The 18,164-nt window shown below is 35.5% G+C and carries 19 protein-coding genes; 7 read left to right on the forward strand and 12 right to left on the reverse strand.

The genetic code is table 11. The features are described 5' to 3' along the window. Window positions 1-224: 224 nt before the first annotated feature. The 8 genes from FFX44_RS05770 to menB all read right to left on the reverse strand — a co-directional run bounded on the left by FFX44_RS05770 (window position 225) and on the right by menB (window position 8,025). Window positions 225-605, reverse strand: a complete 381-nt coding sequence (locus tag FFX44_RS05770) for a PTS glucitol/sorbitol transporter subunit IIA (protein ID WP_289978790.1) — start codon at window positions 603-605, stop codon at window positions 225-227. Window positions 606-632: 27 nt separating this feature from the next. Next, entirely contained in the window at window positions 633-1,646 is a 1,014-nt protein-coding gene (locus tag FFX44_RS05775; RefSeq protein ID WP_289979060.1) for a PTS glucitol/sorbitol transporter subunit IIB, read from the reverse strand. Between the two features lie 17 nt (window positions 1,647-1,663). Then, window positions 1,664-2,215 (reverse strand): PTS glucitol/sorbitol transporter subunit IIC, encoded by a 552-nt coding sequence (locus FFX44_RS05780; RefSeq protein ID WP_289978792.1) that lies wholly within the window; start codon window positions 2,213-2,215, stop codon window positions 1,664-1,666. Window positions 2,216-2,232: 17 nt separating this feature from the next. Continuing rightward, entirely contained in the window at window positions 2,233-2,727 is a 495-nt protein-coding gene (locus FFX44_RS05785; RefSeq protein WP_289978794.1) for a transcriptional regulator GutM, read from the reverse strand. Next, entirely contained in the window at window positions 2,727-4,595 is a 1,869-nt protein-coding gene (locus tag FFX44_RS05790; RefSeq protein ID WP_289978796.1) for an HTH domain-containing protein, read from the reverse strand. Before FFX44_RS05790 ends, FFX44_RS05785 begins: the two co-directional genes overlap by 1 nt. Before the next feature lie 20 nt (window positions 4,596-4,615). Then, window positions 4,616-5,419, reverse strand: a complete 804-nt coding sequence (locus tag FFX44_RS05795; RefSeq protein WP_289978800.1) for an SDR family oxidoreductase — start codon at window positions 5,417-5,419, stop codon at window positions 4,616-4,618. A 315-nt stretch (window positions 5,420-5,734) separates the two neighbouring features. Beyond that, a complete protein-coding gene (locus FFX44_RS05800; RefSeq protein WP_289978802.1) occupies window positions 5,735-7,180 on the reverse strand; it encodes an o-succinylbenzoate--CoA ligase in 1,446 nt (481 codons plus the stop codon). A 23-nt stretch (window positions 7,181-7,203) separates the two neighbouring features. Next, window positions 7,204-8,025, reverse strand: coding sequence for a 1,4-dihydroxy-2-naphthoyl-CoA synthase (menB, locus tag FFX44_RS05805; RefSeq protein ID WP_289978804.1), 822 nt, complete (start codon window positions 8,023-8,025; stop codon window positions 7,204-7,206). Window positions 8,026-8,079: 54 nt separating this feature from the next. Here menB and FFX44_RS05810 point away from each other — a divergent pair, with 54 nt between their 5' ends. After that, on the forward strand, window positions 8,080-8,448 hold the full coding sequence (locus tag FFX44_RS05810; protein ID WP_289978806.1) for a hotdog fold thioesterase: 369 nt from the start codon (window positions 8,080-8,082) through the stop codon (window positions 8,446-8,448). Window positions 8,449-8,629: 181 nt separating this feature from the next. Here FFX44_RS05810 and FFX44_RS05815 read toward each other — a convergent pair whose 3' ends face one another. Further along, entirely contained in the window at window positions 8,630-9,016 is a 387-nt protein-coding gene (locus FFX44_RS05815; RefSeq protein ID WP_289978808.1) for a VOC family protein, read from the reverse strand. A gap of 217 nt (window positions 9,017-9,233) precedes the next feature. Here FFX44_RS05815 and FFX44_RS05820 point away from each other — a divergent pair, with 217 nt between their 5' ends. Further along, window positions 9,234-10,967: a LytS/YhcK type 5TM receptor domain-containing protein gene (locus tag FFX44_RS05820; RefSeq protein ID WP_289978810.1), complete on the forward strand. Its 1,734-nt coding sequence runs from the start codon at window positions 9,234-9,236 to the stop codon at window positions 10,965-10,967. A gap of 259 nt (window positions 10,968-11,226) precedes the next feature. Here FFX44_RS05820 and FFX44_RS05825 read toward each other — a convergent pair whose 3' ends face one another. Both FFX44_RS05825 and FFX44_RS05830 read right to left on the reverse strand, forming a co-directional pair. Continuing rightward, window positions 11,227-11,973, reverse strand: a complete 747-nt coding sequence (locus FFX44_RS05825) for a DUF4811 domain-containing protein (RefSeq protein ID WP_289978811.1) — start codon at window positions 11,971-11,973, stop codon at window positions 11,227-11,229. Continuing rightward, the gene (locus FFX44_RS05830; RefSeq protein WP_289978812.1) at window positions 11,973-13,454 is read right to left on the reverse strand and encodes an MDR family MFS transporter; all 1,482 of its coding nucleotides are present in this window, start codon (window positions 13,452-13,454) and stop codon (window positions 11,973-11,975) included. Before FFX44_RS05830 ends, FFX44_RS05825 begins: the two co-directional genes overlap by 1 nt. 181 nt (window positions 13,455-13,635) lie before the next feature. Between FFX44_RS05830 and FFX44_RS05835 the strand changes: the two genes are divergently transcribed. The 4 genes from FFX44_RS05835 (at window position 13,636) to lrgB (ending at window position 16,287) form a co-directional block, all read left to right on the forward strand. Then, on the forward strand, window positions 13,636-14,109 hold the full coding sequence (locus FFX44_RS05835; protein ID WP_289978814.1) for a MerR family transcriptional regulator: 474 nt from the start codon (window positions 13,636-13,638) through the stop codon (window positions 14,107-14,109). 142 nt (window positions 14,110-14,251) lie between these two features. Next, entirely contained in the window at window positions 14,252-14,980 is a 729-nt protein-coding gene (locus FFX44_RS05840) for a LytTR family transcriptional regulator DNA-binding domain-containing protein (protein WP_289978816.1), read from the forward strand. Window positions 14,981-15,104: 124 nt separating this feature from the next. After that, the gene (locus FFX44_RS05845; protein ID WP_289978817.1) at window positions 15,105-15,581 is read left to right on the forward strand and encodes a CidA/LrgA family protein; all 477 of its coding nucleotides are present in this window, start codon (window positions 15,105-15,107) and stop codon (window positions 15,579-15,581) included. Continuing rightward, window positions 15,565-16,287 carry an antiholin-like protein LrgB gene (gene lrgB, locus FFX44_RS05850; protein ID WP_289978818.1) on the forward strand — a complete coding sequence of 241 codons (723 nt, stop codon included), beginning with the start codon at window positions 15,565-15,567 and terminating at the stop codon, window positions 16,285-16,287. The genes FFX44_RS05845 and lrgB overlap by 17 nt, the downstream gene beginning before the upstream one ends. A gap of 250 nt (window positions 16,288-16,537) precedes the next feature. Here the strand turns inward: lrgB and FFX44_RS05855 are convergent, their stop codons facing one another. After that, window positions 16,538-16,984 carry a MarR family transcriptional regulator gene (locus FFX44_RS05855; protein ID WP_289979062.1) on the reverse strand — a complete coding sequence of 149 codons (447 nt, stop codon included), beginning with the start codon at window positions 16,982-16,984 and terminating at the stop codon, window positions 16,538-16,540. 325 nt (window positions 16,985-17,309) lie between these two features. On the opposite strand from FFX44_RS05855, the gene FFX44_RS05860 reads away from it, so the two are divergent. Continuing rightward, on the forward strand, window positions 17,310-18,164 hold the full coding sequence (locus FFX44_RS05860) for an aldo/keto reductase (RefSeq protein ID WP_289978821.1): 855 nt from the start codon (window positions 17,310-17,312) through the stop codon (window positions 18,162-18,164).

The raw sequence follows: 18,164 nt of genomic DNA on the forward strand, positions 1-18,164 counted from the left end.
TGCAAGAAATTTTCAATCTGATTGGTTCTTTATTCGCAGCCTTTGCAAGCGGTTTGTTAGCAAAGATGCATGGGAACGGCAAGGAAAAGAGAAAATAAAAAGTCCCCTCTTTTTGAGAGAACTCCACAACTTCATTAAATCATTGTTTATGGGAACTATTTTTAAATAGATTTTGCTGAATTGTTTAATAATTCTGTTATTATTTACGAGCAAAAAACTGTTTATCATTGATCAATGATTTGTATTTTAGTTCCTACCTTGATTACTGGATAATCATTTTCGGATACATATATCGTTCCCGGAAGCTTAGCTGTTTCTTTTGAAGTAAAACTAATTGTTGTATGCCCTAATCTTCCAAGATTATGCTGTACTTCACTACCTACTGCAGTAATAATATACTTTTGATTATCAAACATTATTTTCATTTCAGGATTAATCTTCTCTGTTATTGGCACTACATTAATAATAAAACATGATGAACGTAATGCGTTCGGAGCTTCATTTCCAAAAAGAATTGCCATATTAATTGTCTTAAAATCATCTACTTCAGTTCCAATCTCAAGAACCTGTGTTGAAAAAATTACTTTTTCTTTCTTCGTTGCCATCTAAATCCACCTCACAAATCTAACGTCTTATTTGGCATACAATCCAAAGCTGGCAAGCCATGCTACAAAGACTCGCGGTACACCACTAATGAAACGGCTATATAAAACAGAAGGAACACCAACTTCGACCGTTTTAGAATCGGCCTCAGCTAACCCTAATCCAACCGGAATAAAATCACAACCATTTTGAGTATTAATAGCAAAGAGTGCTGGTAGTGCATATTGTGGTGGAATATTTCCCTTCCCAATTTCGACTCCAATCAGAGTCCCTATAACTTGTCCAATAACAGCTCCTGGACCAAGTAATGGTGATAAAAATGGCAAAGAGCATATAAATCCTAAAATCATTAATCCCCAAGCATTTCCAGCCAACGGTTCCATGACATTGGCGAAAACTTTACCAATCCCCGAACCATTAATAATACCAATTAGCAAGGCAACAAACGCCATAAAAGGAATAATTGTATTAATTACAGTCTGAACAGCATCTTTACCAGCTTGGTTAAAGGTAGAAACAACTTTACCTGCACCTAAGCCAATCTTAGTTAAAATTCCTGGATTTTTAGTTTGAGCTGTTAGTGTTTTAGTATTATCAAATTTTACTGATTCATCGTTACTATCGTTATTATCAGCTTCAAATTTATCTTCGCTTGATGCCGACTCATCGGATAGAGTAATTTGGTCAACATCTACATTAGAAACATAATTACCTTCATTCATGAATTGTGCCAGAGGTCCACTTTTCCCAGTCATCAGAATATTAATTGTTTTAATTCCTTTTTTAGGATAGATGCCGCACCGCAAAGTTCCACCACAATCAACAATTGCTAATGCAGTTTCTTCATCAGGAATTGAAGTTTTAAAACCATCTACTGCTTCCATTCCTGTCAACTTAGCAATCTTATCAACAATAGCTGGTTTATTGCCGCCAGTTACATAAATAAACTTATGCTTTTTTGTAGTTGGGGTAATTATTAAGGGGCCTCCCCAGCCGCCAGAACCTTTAACTACTTTTATACTCCGATATTCTTTTGTCATTATTATAACCTCCAATACTGTTAATTATTAAACTCAACTTTTTTAGAAAGTGTAACTCCCTGTTGCTTGCAAACATAAGCAGTTGTAAAATCTGTAACCCAGCCACCAAGAAAATTCATTACTAAGCCCACTAACAAGTAACGAATTGCCAGATCCATCGTATTCAAACCTAGTTTTTGAACTCCCTGTGCAATTCCTAGCCAAATGAAGTATTCAGATGGATTAATATGCGGGAAAACACCATTACTTGTATGACAAAATTGCGCAATTGAAGCATACCAGCTTGGTTTATAATACTCCGGTAAAAAACGTCCCATTGAATGTGACATCGGGTTACCCAACATGAATGCTGATATAAAAGGTAAAACTAAATATCTCGTAAATGGGTTTTTGGAAGAAGCCTGTGCTAGTTTCACCATTTTCTTATCGCCAACAAATGCAATAATTGCATTCATTAGTACCAACAGCAATAAAACAACCGGAATAATTGAAGTCATCCAACCAATTAATGTTTTACCGCCGCTTTCAAATAAACCCATAAAGCCTGAAGCTAATTCTGTTATAAATTTCATAATTTCAAGACTCCTTATTAATTAATTTGTTTTTTATGCTTACTTCCTAATACTTTGTAATAAAGCGACTTAATTTTCTCTACCATTGGCAAGCTCCATATTTTGATACTCGTATCAACATCCTGCAACTTTAATTTGTTGGTTTTATAATTAATATAATTTTTATAGGCATCCAGTAAACATACCCTTGTCAATCTGTCGAAATTTTTTAACTGTTCATAAGAAGAAGCAACCTCAGCCAAGTTTCTATTTTTAAGCGCTTTCAATTCTTTGAACCTTGCAAAAATAGTTACCCCTTTCATCATTTGGGCTTCTTTAATTTCACCATTGTTTTCTACAGCAATCAGAATTAAAGTTCCTGATCTTAATTTCTTTGGGTTTTTCCCAATTGCCACTGGTGCTAACATTCTTAACTTGTGGAACGTTTTAGAAAAATTTTTTATCTGTCTTAGTCCCAGTAAGCCTTGTAATAAAAAGGCAGCCACTAAGATTATACCAAAGTAAAGTAACATCAAATCGCCTCCATCAATTGAATTAATCCCCGGTTTTGATCATAATTTTTCAAGTTATTAAAGATATTGCCATTGGTTGCTATGATTCTGATCAAGTCATAAACCTGTGCCAAAATCCTGCTTAAGTTTGCATCCAGCTTATAAGGAATTGCGACAAGAAATACAACCTTGACCTTCCTACTATCATAAGTAACCGGCTTGTTAAAAAGCCCAACCGTAACTAAAATTCTATTAAGCCCTGATTTATCAATTACATGCGGCAAAGCTACACCACTACTTAAAATATTACTTGAAAGGCGCTCACGCTTTATCCAATCATTTAAGAATTCCTCATTAAGCTGTCCAATCGATATTTCATGAACAATAAGCTGTTTGACTCGTTCAGTATACGAATCATCTTTCCCAGTAAATTTAGTTACATCAAACCTGCAAAAACCATTATTAATAGCTTCGTCAACTAATGAAATCTGCAAGCGTTCACGCAAAGTTCCTTGATTAAAAACCGAATTCAATCTAATTACCGGTGACTTATTAACTAACTTATTCTCTATCGGTAAACTGTTTGAAAAAATCAGCAAGTATTTATTTGAACTCGTTTCTAATTCAAGCTGTGAATTAAACAAATCAATCTTTAAATTTTCATTTAACAATTCTTTTAATTGCTCAATAATAAACTTTCTCATCCCATTACTTATAGGCTTAACTATAGCAATTCTGTAAATTACTGGTGAAGACATATACTCTTCAAGTTCCATCTGAAAATAAATACCTAGATAACTTAATTCATTCTTGTTAAATTTAATACCGGTTTCTTTAGTCATCAACATTAATGTTTCTTGTGCTAATTCAGCTGCAACTGGATATTTATTCAATATACTGCTCGAAATAACTCCCTCTGCTTTTATCCCATAAATGGCTCGATTAATTAAAAATAATAGATGATACCTTAATTCAATAAGCAAGCGATCGAAATCCAAATTCACGTCCAGCTTTTCTTTAACAACTGGAAAAACATTCTTCATTAATTCACCAACATCGTTTAGCGCATATTCAATCAGTTCATCGTCACTTGCAGATAATTTTTTTATGTTGAACGGATAAAGGATAAATTCCCATTCCCCATCATTCAAAGTTTCTGAAACAATGTTTGAAATTACTTTTTTTAATTTTCTTATCATTTCACTTCGGACTACTTCGTGATAATATCTGCATGGCTTATTAATTTGAATGCCATATTTTCTTAACCAAACAATAATCGAAATGTTCCGTTTGACCATCGTAACCGTATCGTTATTATCATCCACTTCTTTGACTGCTCCAGTTAACTCACTATCAAATATACTGTTCAAAATTAAATCAAAGTCATAATATTTTGCAACTATGTTCCTAGCGACTACCGCATAACTGTATAGATGCTCAGTATTCAACCGAATTCCGTTATTAGGTCTTGCTTGTACTGTTACACCATAAAAAGCTACTAATTCTTTCAACGCCTTCAAATCATTATTGACTGTTCCATGACTTACTGATAGCTCACTTGCCAAATCATCAAGCGCAATATATTTTTGATTTTGCATTAGTAACTTTTGTAGAATTGCTGCTTGTCTCTTGTTTGGATCATTAAAGTCCAAATCTTGTTTTAAAAAATTAGTTTGAATTTTAACAACAGCAGCATAATCTTCTATTGTTAGATAAAACTTTGATTTATTAACATTAATCTTGGCAACTCCATCAAGCTCCTTATTAATCTCGCGAATATTCTTTGCGATAGTTACCCTCGAAGTATTAAAGCGTGTTTGTATCTCCTCCAAAGCCAACGCTTCATTTTTAATAAAGAAATCCAACATTTCAAAATTTTGTCTATCCATAATCTCACCATATTTTTAATTTAGCCACGACTCTTCCCACCGGCAACATTGATTGTTACTCCTGTAATATAACTTGCACGATCTGATAATAAATAATTGACAGCATCAGCAACCTCTGAAAGCTTTCCACTTCTACCTAATGGTGTTGTTGTTGTACTCTTGTAACCAGCACGGATATCAGCAACCGTTTTATGACGTGTATATGCTAGTGCTTCTTCATATGATAGAGTCCGCAAGCCCGTGGCTTCCATAATACCAGGTGCAACTCCAACAACTCGGATGTTATGTTCCCCTAGTTCCTTAGACCACGAGCGTGTAAATCCATTGATTGCGCCCTTAGTTGCAGAGTAAACGCTCTGGCCTTGTGAACCTTCCAATCCTGCCTCTGAAGACATATTTACAACAACACCATACTTTTGTTTTTCAAACTGATGAACAACTGCTTGCGATACTAGAAAAACACTTTTTACATTTACTGCAAACATTTTCTCAAAATTTTGTTCTGTAAATTCATACTTACTCTCTGGATCAGTCGCATCCGCCAACAAACGTGGCAAATTTATTCCCGCATTATTAACCAATCCATCAATATGCTTTTGTTCAGAAATAACTTTATTTACCAAAGAATTTACTTCTGCTTTATTAGTTACGTCTGTCTTTACAAAGTGCAAATTCTTATCCTTAAAGCCCCCTTCATTTAAATCTGCATCATAAACAATTGCCCCATTATTCAATAATTCAGTTATAATTGCCTTGCCAATTCCCGATGATCCTCCCGTTACAATATAGACCCTACTAAAAATATTAATCCATGAATCAATCATTTAAATTTTCCTCCTCATTGTTTCTTTGTTCACAGATTAATATAGTTGAAAGCGCATTCTCTAACAATCCAATGTTTTTTCAACTTTTTTTCAAAACAATGTATTAATTACCACTATCGCCAAATAATAGTGTAAAAACATGACCAACCACTTAATCAGAGTTATGTTTTTAGGACAAAGATTGGCAATATAATGTCAAAAATAAAAAAATGCTTATCTTTAGTAGAATCATCCACTAAGGATAAACAACTTTTTGCAATTTATAATTTGGATGGCAATTCAAAACAACGAGGATAAAGTTCTCTTTTAACTTGCTTATTGCCTTAACTCCTTTGCTAATTCGTAGCGCTTTACCTTACCGCTAGCTGTTCGTGGCAATCTTTCTACTTTCACAAACTGTTTGGGAATTTTAAACCGAGCCAATTTTTTACTCCCATACGCAATCAATTCATTATCTGAAATCATTTGAGAACCAACATAAAATCCTACCGGCACTTCACCCCACTTATCATCAGGAACACCACAGACTGCAAATTCGGTAATTGTTGGAAATCCAGCATATGCATTCTCAATCTCATCTGGGAAAATATTCTCGCCCCCAGAAATTAACATCTCACCTTTTCTTCCCTCGACAAACAAAAATTTAGCCTCATCATAATGTCCAACATCACCCGTCTTAAACCAGCCATCTTCTGTTAATTTTTCTTCAAAAATATGTGTAGCTCCTAAGTATCCAGACACAACATTAGGTGCCTTAATTTCAATTTCTTTTGTTTTTTCATTAATTCTAAGCTGCACAGGAAACAGTGGTTTCCCAACAGACCCTACTGCATTTAGCGCATCACTAAAACTCAATGCAACGACTTGTGAACAAGTTTCTGTCATACCATAAGATTGAATAACCGGTAGCTTTAAGGCAATACACTGCCGCAGTGTCTGTTCATCAATTGCAGCTCCTCCCAAAAGAAAACATCTAAAATCCTGATTGTACCCTCCTGCAGGGAACGATTCTAACAGCCGTTTCAACATTTGCGGAACCACAGACATCAAAGTAACAGGTTGTTCTTGCAGCAACCACGTTATTTGCTTTTCCTGAAAATGTTCGACTAGCAACACTGGCATTCCATATATTAAGCTGCGCATCATTATTGAGAATCCACTAATATGAAAGATTGGAACTGCGCATAGCCACATATCGTTGGCTTGCAAACCAAGATTAATAGCTGAACCTACAGCTGAAAAGAAATGATTCTTAAATGTCTGTAATACTCCATGCGGATTCCCAGTTGTTCCTGAAGTAAACATGATTGTTGTTACTTGGTCATCTTTGTATTCTTCTACCACATGAGGTTCGTGCTTGGCAAGTTGTTTTATTTGTGATAGCTTCCAACATCTGACATCTGCAAATTCTGTTAATTCTGCTAGCTCTTTATTTCTTGTCTGTAAAGAATCATCAACCAAAACACGGTCCACATTTGCAATTTTAATCTGCTTTGATAATTCAAATAAACTCAACCTGAAGTTAAGTAAAACAATCTGTACTCCCAGTTCCTGTAATGCTAGTACCGTCAAGTAACTGCTAGGAGTATTTGCAGCCAAAAATCCGATTCGCCCGGTTGATTTGTCAATTATATTCTGTAACTTACCACTAAGCATCCCTGTTTCGTCTTTTAATTGTTGAAAAGACCAGCTTCGATTTTCAAAAACTAACGCTGTTTTATTAGGAACAAGTGCTGCTTGTTTATTTAACCAATTTTCCAAAACATAGCATCCCCTTTCAATTATTAAGGGAATTTGGGAAATTGATCAAAATCTGGTTTTCTCTTCTCATTGAAAGCATCGCGCCCTTCTTTTCCTTCATCGGTAGTATAGAAGAGCATTGTAGCATCCCCAGCTAATTGCTGAATGCCAGCCAAACCATCCGTATCTGCATTCATTGCAGCCTTTATAAAGCGTAAGGCAGTTGGAGACTTTGTCAGTATCTCATCACACCATTCAAGTGTTACCTCTTCCACCTGCTCCAAAGGCACAACCTTGTTAATCCAGTTCATCGCATATGCTTCATCAGCTGTATACCAATGGTTCATAAACCAAACTTCCTTTGCACGTTTGTGCCCTATTACCCGTGCAAGATATCCTGATCCATAACCTGCATCAAAGCTCCCCACTTTCGGACCAGTTTGTCCGAACATTGCGTTATCAGCAGCAATTGTTAAGTCACAGACCAGTTGTAAAATATTGCCGCCACCGACTGACCATCCCTTAACCATTGCAATAACTGGTTTAGGAATTATTCTAATCAGATGCTGTAAGTCAAGCACATTTAATCTGGCAATCTTATCAGATCCAACGTACCCGCCATTTCCACGAATACTCTGATCTCCACCTGAACTAAATGCCTTATCTCCGGCACCTGTTAAAATAATCACCCCAACTGTACTGTCATCTCGGCAAATCGTAAAAGCGTCAATTAACTCTTCAATTGTCAGTGGTGTAAAAGCGTTACGTTTTTCTGGTCTATTCATCGTTAACTTAGCAATTTTCCCAGTTCTTTCAAAAATTATTTCTTGGTAGTTCTTAACCTTCGTCCATTCTCTAGTTGTCATCTTCATAGTCCTTTCTGTTACAATAAGAATAAATTAATCTTGGAGGCATTCCAAATGAATCTGCTTGAATACTTAAACATTAAAACTATTAAAACATCTAAACAACAAGTTGTCCTTTCCCTAGAGGTTGATGAAATACATAAGCAGCCCTATGGTTTATTACATGGCGGCATTAATGCTGTTCTTGCCGAAACAGCAGCCAGTATATTGGCTAATCTAAACGCCCCAGTCGGGTTTGCAGCTGTTGGGATTAACATCAATACAAATCATCTTGCAACCGTAAAAGATGGCAAGGTCGAAGCCATTGCTGAACCTATAAAAATTGGAGCAAAAATACAGGTTCTAGCTGTCACAACGATTAGCTATCCTGAAGAAATCAAAACCAGCTACAGCACTGTCACAACGACGTTCCATAAAAAATAATGTTTTTATCCATCCGTAATTTTAGCATAAAGCTGCGTTAAAAGTTAAAATTCTATCTTGCTGTAACAATCTAACCTTATTATTATCTAATTACTCAAATAATTGCTGCTTTTTTTCTGCAAATTGAAGTCGACTTCTTTTAAACCTTGGAAGCATACTGCCTGGACTCTTTCGAGAAATATCATTCATGCAGTTCCAGTGGTAATCCATCTGGATCAAAGAAAAACGTCATCTTCTCTCCCGTAAAGTCATCTCTTCTTATCTCTTCTACTCTAATTTTTTGAGCCTTAAAATTTTCAACAATCGCTTCAATATTCGTAACCTTGAATGCTAGGTGTCTTAGTCCTGTTCCTTCACCAACCGGATATGATAGGCGCTTAGGGGCATCTGGTTTAATAAATAATTCTAGCCGTAGGTTCCCCTTTTCTACATCAATTTTCTCATCATTTTTTTCAATTCTTCTATAATCTGAAATAATCTTGAAACCAAGCTTATCAACGTAGAAACTAAGTGTTTCCTTTCTATCATGGCAAATTATTGCAATATGATGAATATCTTCGAAAATCATTCAAGTTCACCTTCTAAATTTTTTTTGTTCATCTTAAAATAACAGCTATCTCACCTGTAACCTCATTTTCACAAGGTGTACGTTATAGTTAGATTAATTCTAACTAAATTACTTAAGTTGTCAATTAATCATATACGCTTACCAACTAATAGATTAAAATATTTCTGTATGTTAAAATCGCTTTATAACATTGTCATTTATGAAGGGAGCTTGTTAAATGTTCACATTGTTTATCCTGTTACTTCAACGACTTGGAATCATACTTGTTTTAGCATTTCTATTAGTCAACGTCCCTTTTTTTCGCAAACTAATTGACAAAAAAACACGTAAAGCTAAGCTTTTTCTAATCCTAATTTTTACTATTTTTGCTATAATATCAAATCTAACTGGTGTTGAAATAGCGAAAGACAATACTTTGATTCAAGCTCCTTTTCTAACTGGTTTACCACAATCTGATTCTATTGCGAATACTCGAACACTCGTGATTACAGTTGCTGGAATAATCGGTGGTCCCTTTGTTGGTGGTTTTGTTGGCTTCTTTGGCGGGATACATCGTGTAATTCAAGGAAACTTCTCAGATTTCTTTTATATCTTTAGTTCTACTTTGGTTGGTCTTTGTATTGGATTTTTATCGAAAAAGTTTCGTCAAAACAACTTTTATCCTTCTTTTTTCAGTGCAGCACTCCTAGGGTTATTTGCAGAACTCATCCAGATGGCTTTCGTTGCTGTTTTTAGCGGACTAGACCTCGTTAAGCTGATTATAATCCCAATGTGTTTACTCAATAGTATTGGTGTTTCAGTATTCATCTCAATATTGAATGCATACCTTTCAAATGAACAACAATTGATGGCTGTACAAACTCATAATGTCTTGAATCTAACAAACGAAACCCTTCCTTATTTCAGACAGGGTCTTAATATCAACTCTGCCCATCAAGTCTGCAAAATCATCAAAGAGTTCACTAATTTTGATGCTGTCGGAATTACTGATAGAGTGAACGTCCTTGCACATATTGGTGCTGGAGAAGACCATCATCTTGCGGGTCAGGTAGTTTTAACAGATTTATCGAAACACGTAATTTCAAGTGGTGAAACTAAATATGCTTACCACCGCAACGAGATAGGCTGTCCCCATCCGGACTGTCCCCTTGCGTCCGCAATAGTACTCCCCTTAAAGGTCAATAATAAGACCATTGGTGCACTTAAGATGTATTTTAATAAAGCCGAGAGCCTCACACCCGTTGAAGAAAATCTTGCTACTGGCCTTGCATCAATTTTTTCTGGTCAACTAGCTCTAGGAATGGCTGAAGAACAGGCAAAATTAATTAGCGATGCAGAGATTAAAGCTTTGCAGGCTCAAATAAACCCACACTTCTTTTTCAATGCGATTAATACCGTCAGTGCGCTCATGCGGACAAATGTTGAACAAGCTCGCAGTTCATTGATGCAGCTAAGTACATTCTTTCGTTCAAGTCTGCAGGGAATCTCCGAAACGGAAATCCCCTTAGAGCAAGAAAAAAAACACGTAAATTCATATCTTTCACTTGAACAAACCAGGTTCCCTGAAAAATATATAATTGATTACAAAATTTCCGCAAGTCCACAAACCAAGGTTCCACCATTTTGCATTCAGGTTTTAGTTGAAAATTCAATCAGACATGCTTTTCCCATTAGAAAAAATGGCAACAAGATAACAATCACGGTCTGTCAAACAAAACAAAATATTGTTATCATTGTCAAAGATAACGGAGTCGGAATTGACCCAGAATTGCGCACACGTTTAGGACAAGAAACAATCGCATCAAGTACAGGAACAGGAACAGCATTAGTTAATCTGAATAGACGGTTAATTGGCCTATATGGAAATGAAAGTCATCTACAGATTACAAGTTCTGAGGAAGGTACAACAATCCAGATTAATATTCCTAATAACAATATAGCTACTATCTAATTAAGTTATTCAAATTAGTACACTTGTTAAAGAACTCCTTCAGATAGCTTTTAACATGATAAAAAGAGCTGGACCAAAAGTTAAACTTTGATCTAGCTCCATTATTTATTTAGAGTAGCCGTGTTACATGCGTCAAAATTCTCCATCTAACTTCAAATTACTTATAGCAAAACCCTCGCTGTTCGTAACTTCATGTTAGTAGTCAAATTTACTAACTCATGTCATATACCCAATTATTTTGTCGTGAACCTACTCAAATTTATCTTTTTGCTTCACTAATCAATTCTTGCAATGCTTGCTTCTTAAAATCCTTTTGTGCCTGTAGACTAGCTTTAGCTGTTAATGCCTGTTGCTCTTGTGTCGACATGGTTGGATCCTTGGTCATAGCTGCTGTTAATTTTTCTTTAACTTGTGCCTTAATATATGCCTTGGCTTGAGCTTGAACCTTAGTTTGGTCTTCGTTCTTAGCTAATTTTTGCAATTTCTTAGCTTGTTGTGTACTGAGGACAGCCCAAGTGTCATTTATTTTAAAAGTATTGTAATGGCGAATTAATTTGTGCCCATTCCCTAAAATCCCAAACCAAAACTTATAAGAATTACTCTTATATTCCCATCTAAGGGTTCTCGTAACAAGTTTTGCTGACCCGCTTGTTTTTCGTACCTTATTTTGTGTATTCGCAGGATCTGGATTAGTTGTCGTTGCTTTTTTCTGACTTGATTTAGCTTTATAGATATACACTTTTTCTTTACCCGAAGTACCAACCGTTTGATACAATAACAAATTAATTTGTTTTGAAGAAGCGGTTGAAACCAATTTACTGGTCTTAACATTTTCCACTTTATGCATTCCAAAATGACGTTTATCATTTTCAATCAAAAAAATCATTGAAACGATCAAACCTAGCGCAAAGATAACACTTAAAACATTTCGTAAAAGAGCTTTATCAATATTAATCATTGAAACAAATAAAAGTATGGCACAAATGATTAAACTAAAGATGATCATTATTTGTCACCCCCAACTGACTGCTTTTTATGCAGCATTTCTTTTGGAGTGCTACTGCTTACAAAGAAAGCAACTAGGAGTCCAATTGCACTGAAACCTATAGCCACAATGAATGCGGCATGATAACCACCTAAAGTTGCTGAAAAAGCAGCATTTTTGTAAGCTAACGGATCAGATTTAAGCATTGCTTTAGCTGGCATATCACTCTTTGTAACATTTGTTAAAATACTAATTAAAATAGCTGTCCCCACGGAAGCTGCTACCTGCCGAATGGTATTGTTTACGGCCGTCCCATTACTCATCATCTTAATAGGCAATGAGTTCATCCCAGAGGTCGTTACTGTCATCATTGACATTGCTATCCCTGCCATTCGAATTGCGTAAAGTGTAACTATATATAATAAAGGTGTTGTCTTTGTCACGAACATGAATGGAATTGTTCCTACTGTTAGTAAGAATAGTCCTGTAATTGCTAAACGTTTTGCACCAATTCTATCGAAGGCCCGACCAGCAATTGGACTCAATATTCCCATCATTAATGCCCCAGGTAATAAAGTTAACCCTGAATGAAAAGCACTTTCTCCTCTAACTGTTTGCAGATATAATGGTAATACCATTTCAACCCCAATCATTGCCATCATCAAAACAGAGCTTAAAAGCGCCGCACTTGAAAATTCAGGATTTTTTAGAACCCTTAAATCTAAAAATGGTTTTTCCAAACGGAATTGACGAATACCAAATGTAATCACAAAGATCACACCAACAATGATTCCTATTAAGACTACTGCACTTCCCCAACCTTTTTCACCTACTTCAGAAAATCCATAAAGTAAGCTGCCAAAACCAATTGTAGAAAGCATAGCTGAAAACCAGTCAAGTTTAATTTTGCTCGTTGGTAAAACACTCTTCATTAACCAAAAACCGGCAATAAAGACAATTACGGAAATCGGAATTAATATTCCAAATAATGCTCTCCAATTGTAGTTATCAATAACCCAACCAGAAAGAGTCGGCCCAATAGCAGGTGCTACACCAATAACCAGCCCAGCCATTCCCATTGCCGCACCACGTCTATTAGCAGGAAAAATGGTTAACATCAAGGTCTGTAGCAATGGCATTGTTACACCAACACCCAAGGCCTGTACAAGTCTACCCGTTAATAAGAAACCAAAGTTAGGTGCCGTGTAACAAATTAGCGTCCCTATTAGAAAAACAAACATGGCACTTTGATATAACATTTTCGAGTTCATTCTGGTTGTAAGCCAAGCACTAATTGGTATCATCACACCACTGACCATCATAAAACCTGATGACAGCCATTGAACAGTAGATGTGTTGATATCAAAGCTCTTCATAAGAGTCGGAAATGCTGTTGTTAAGATTGTCTGATTCAATACCGTACAAAACGAACCAACTAATAATAAAGTCACAAGAAGTGCTCTATTATAGGGCTTTCCGTTTTGATCAATTGCTTTATCCAATTTAAATTCTCTCCCTTTTGCCAAATGTCATTTAATATTAAGTATTAATTTTCTTTATATGAAAAAAATACAAGTCTCACTTTTCTAAATATATACTCATCTTTTTTCTTTGTCAAATTAATTGACAAAACTGTAATAAAAGTTACAATTATTGAATAGAAGCTTACAAAGGGAGACTATTATGGATAGTGCACAAAATAATATCTACGTTGATCGATTCAAAGAAATCTTGAAACATGAACACTTTCTTTTGGGAATTGGCGAAATTGCAAAAGCAACGGGTGTTTCACAGCGGCAACTTCGTTATTGGGAAGAAAAAGGGTATATAAAGTCCGAAGATAATAAAAATGATTCTAAAAGCTGTGACGGCCGCCATCGAAAGTACAGCCATTTTACTTTTTTGAAGGTCTCAATGATTCAAACCTTCATTAATGATGGTTATACTTTAAACGCAGCCGTTAAAAAAACAAATGAGCACAGTCTTTTAGGCAAGGCTGTGAAGCAATTTTTGAAAGAACGAATACTAGCTGTAAATATTATCCAAGATGGCTACGAATTAGATCTTGGTTCAATAGACGATATCCCAGGAAAACATGTTTATGTACTTATTCAAAAAAACGAAAAGACAAGGCTTATTTTAAGAGATTTGGCGTGATTTTACATGGTTCCTCCTGCTGCGCTTTTTTTATTGTGTCCAAAGTTACTTAATCCTAGTCTTTCTGCGTCTTCGCTAGTGGTTGACTTTGCTGTATAATTAACTTGGACTTATCATCACCATTTCTCTGGAGGAATATAAAATGAAAGTACTTATTATTGATGACGAACCGCTTGCACGTAATGAATTAGAATTCCTTTTAAAACAAAATATTGCAGTAACAACTACATATCAAGCAGAGAGCATCCAAGAAGCACTCGATATCATCTTAAGTAAAAAAGTTGATCTGTTGTTTTTAGATATCTCTTTAAACAACGAAAATGGGTTCAAATTAGCAAATGAACTCAATCAATTGGCCGTTTCCCCCTTTGTAATTTTTGCAACAGCATATTCAAATTATGCCGTCCAAGCTTTTGATATCAATGCCCTTGACTATATTTTAAAACCATTTGAACAATCTCGGATTAACCAAGCAATTAAGAAGGCTCAAGTGGCTATTCTAAATAGGGATAAATCAAAAAAAGAACCCGTACTACCAGACAAGAATCGCTTTATTTCAATTCCGACAGAAGATCGTACGGTTGTAATAAAAAGTAACGAGGTCGTTTCAGCTGTTACAGAAAATGGGCTCCTATCAATTTATACGATGGACAATACTTACGTTTCACATGAAACCCTATCTTGGTTACGTGAATATTTAGATCAGCAAAATTTTGTACAAGTTCATCGCAGTTCAATTGTTAACATCAATAACATCGCTGAAGTTCAACCTTGGTTCAATCATAATTTCATACTAATATTAACCAATCAACAACGTGTCCCTGTAGGTCGTTCTTACTTAAAAAGTTTAAAATCTATTCTAAACATGTAGTACTTCATTCATCCCTTCAAATGAACTGTTCACTCCCCTTTTTTTACATTTAACCCAATAAATATGCTTTTTTGTTTCAGCTTAAGTTATCCTTACCTTGAAAATAATTAAAGGAGGATGATTTATGATGAATTCAAAAAAGAATGGAGCTTCCGTTTTATTACAGATGGGTATATACTCTGCTATTCTCTTTGTTTCAAACATTATCTCTAACCTATTCCCAGCATCAATGCCTGTTCCCACTCCAGTTATTGGCTTAATAATTCTATATTCTCTATTAACATTTAAGATCATCAAAATTGAATGGGTCGAATCTCTTGGCACTTTCCTTATCAGCATCATTGGGTTTCTTTTTGTACCTTCCGGTATTTCACTTGCAGCCAACTTAGATATAATGAAAACTGCCGGTGTGCAACTCGTATCAGTCGTCCTTTTCTCAACAATCATTTTGTTAGTCGTTACAGCGTATACAACCCGTTTCTTTATCTTCTTGCACACACACCAAGAAAAAACTAAGCAAGCTAAACTACTTACGAAGAAAATCTATGCTGAAAAAGCTCAAGTAACGAATGGAGATGATCGTCATGGCAATGTTTACTAACATCTTTTTTGGAATCTTTCTTTCACTATTCGTATATCTGATAGGTCAGCAACTATTCAAGAAATTTAACGGTTTCTTCTTATTCCAACCTTTGTTTGTTGCAATGATATTAGGTATTTTTATACTGTTCATACTCTCAAAGTTACTAAATATAAATATCGCCAGCTTTTATCAGAAAGCATACAAACCGGGCGGAGATATCCTCTTCTGGTTTTTAAGCCCAGCAACTATCGCATTTGCAATTCCTTTGTACAAGAGAAACGACATTGTTAAAAAATACTGGAAAGATATTTTGGCCGGTTTATTGATTGGAACAACGCTATCCTTAGTATTGATTATCACTTTTTCAAAACTTATGGGACTTAATCATACTAGTATCGCATCAATGCTTCCCCAAGCAGCAACAACTGCAATCGCATTGCCTATTTCCACTGCCATTGGCGGCAATGCATCAATCACCGCAATGGCTTGTATCCTAAATGCTGTCATTATCTATGCGCTTGGAAAGTATCTCTTCAAAATCTTTCACTTGGGTGCTGATCCAATTGGTGCTGGACTTGGACTAGGAACTTCCGGTCACACAATTGGAGCCGCATTTGCGCTTGAAATAGGTTCTGTAGAGGGCTCAATGGCAGCTATTGCCGTTGTTGTAATTGGAGCAGTTGTTGATTTATTAGTCCCCATAATTTCACATATCTTCTTATGATTCATAACCTGAAATTTCGTTCAAGCAACGTCTATCGGATTTCCATAATTAATATTTACATGCGTACGCTTTTAGAATTAGGCTCCAAGGCTGGATTAAAAATTAAATTTTATTACATTATATCCAGAGTCAGTAATAGAACCGTGTCAAGAATCATCTTTGACACGGTTCTATCGTCTTATCTACACATTAGAACTATAATCCATATTTTAAAGCGGTCCGTCATTTACATCCCAAAATTAAACTAATTTTAACTCTCTGGGTCAATTCTTCTCCCGATACTCTTTATCAAGGAGACATCATTTTTATATTCCTGTGACGTCATGTCAACATTCGCAAAACATGAAGTCAACTTACCCTTAATCTCGTACTTCTTATTCTTTCCTTTTTTTGACAGTGCAATGTAAACCCGACGCCCATCCTCATCACTATGCTTACGCTCAATCCAGCCATCCTTTTCCATCCTCTTTAATAATGGCGTTAATGTTCCATTATCAAGACTTAACTTTGCACCAATTTCTTTAATCATCATCGGCTCACCGTTTTCCCACAATGTTAAAAGGGTAATGTACTGTGGGTAAGTCAACTTATACTCTTTTAATGCACTAGCGTAAAACTTATTATAAATTTTTTGTGCTGTATAAATGGCAAAACAAAGCTCATCATCCAATTTATCCGGCTTATGCTCTAATCCCATCATCGTTCTCCTTCTTCCGCAAGATATCGTTATTTATTATACAATTAAACACTCACAATTCCGATATATTTTTTAATAAGAAACCAAACCTCTGTTGTTAGACTGATCTGCCTTCTTATGAAATTTCTGTTTGAGTTATGTTTTACATAAAAAACACATCCACCACTACCTTTTTTATTATAGCATTTTATTTCATAGTAGTCGTAAAATAACTTGGTTAACTTCTTTATTTTATTTTGAAGATGTTTAGCATTTTACCATATTATCTGTTAATGTAGTAAAATAGTATTAACGATTCATAATTACTTGGAAGCGAGGTTTTTCGATGAAAAGTTTGATAGATACTTATACTCTAAATAATGGTGTAAAGGTACCAATTGTTGGCTTCGGCACATGGCAAACACCCGATGGGGCAATTGCAAAAGTAGCTGTGAAATCAGCGTTATCATCAGGTTATCGCCATATTGATACTGCTGAAATGTATGGAAATGAAAAAAGCATTGGGGCCGCTATTAAAGAAAGCGGCGTTTCTCGCAATAGTCTGTTCATAACAAGTAAGTTATCCAATTCTGACCATAGTTATGAAAAGGCAGCCACAGCCATTGAAAAATCGTTGCGCGATCTGCAAGTTTCAACCCTCGATCTTTTTTTGATTCATTGGCCAAACCCCAAGATGTTCCGTGATTCTGATTGGAAGAAACATCTGCAAGACACTTGGCGCGCATTGGAAGATGCATATAAGGCAGGAAAAATAAAAGCCATTGGTGTTTCCAATTTTAAAGAACACCATTTCGATATTTTAAAAGAAACACAAACAGTTAAACCAATGGTTAATCAAATTCGAATCTGTCCTGGAGATTATAATGAAGAACTCATCGATTATTGTAGGAATGAAAACATTTTGTTAGAGGCATACAGCCCTCTAGGCACAGGAAAGATTTTTACAGATAAAATAATGGCAGAAATTGCTGAAAAAAATAACAGGACAGTCGCTCAAGTCTGTCTTCGTTGGTCCCTACAACACGATTTCTTACCTCTGCCAAAATCAATTCATGAGGATCGCATCGAGGAAAATTCTCATTTATTTGATTTTGAATTATCTGATTCTGATATGGCTACAATTGATAATTTAAAAGATATTGTTGGCCACGTTGCAGATCCTGATACAGCTGAGTTCTAA

It is taken from the genome of Lactobacillus sp. UCMA15818, assembly GCF_030400225.1.
Classification (GTDB): Bacteria; Bacillota; Bacilli; order Lactobacillales; family Lactobacillaceae; genus Liquorilactobacillus.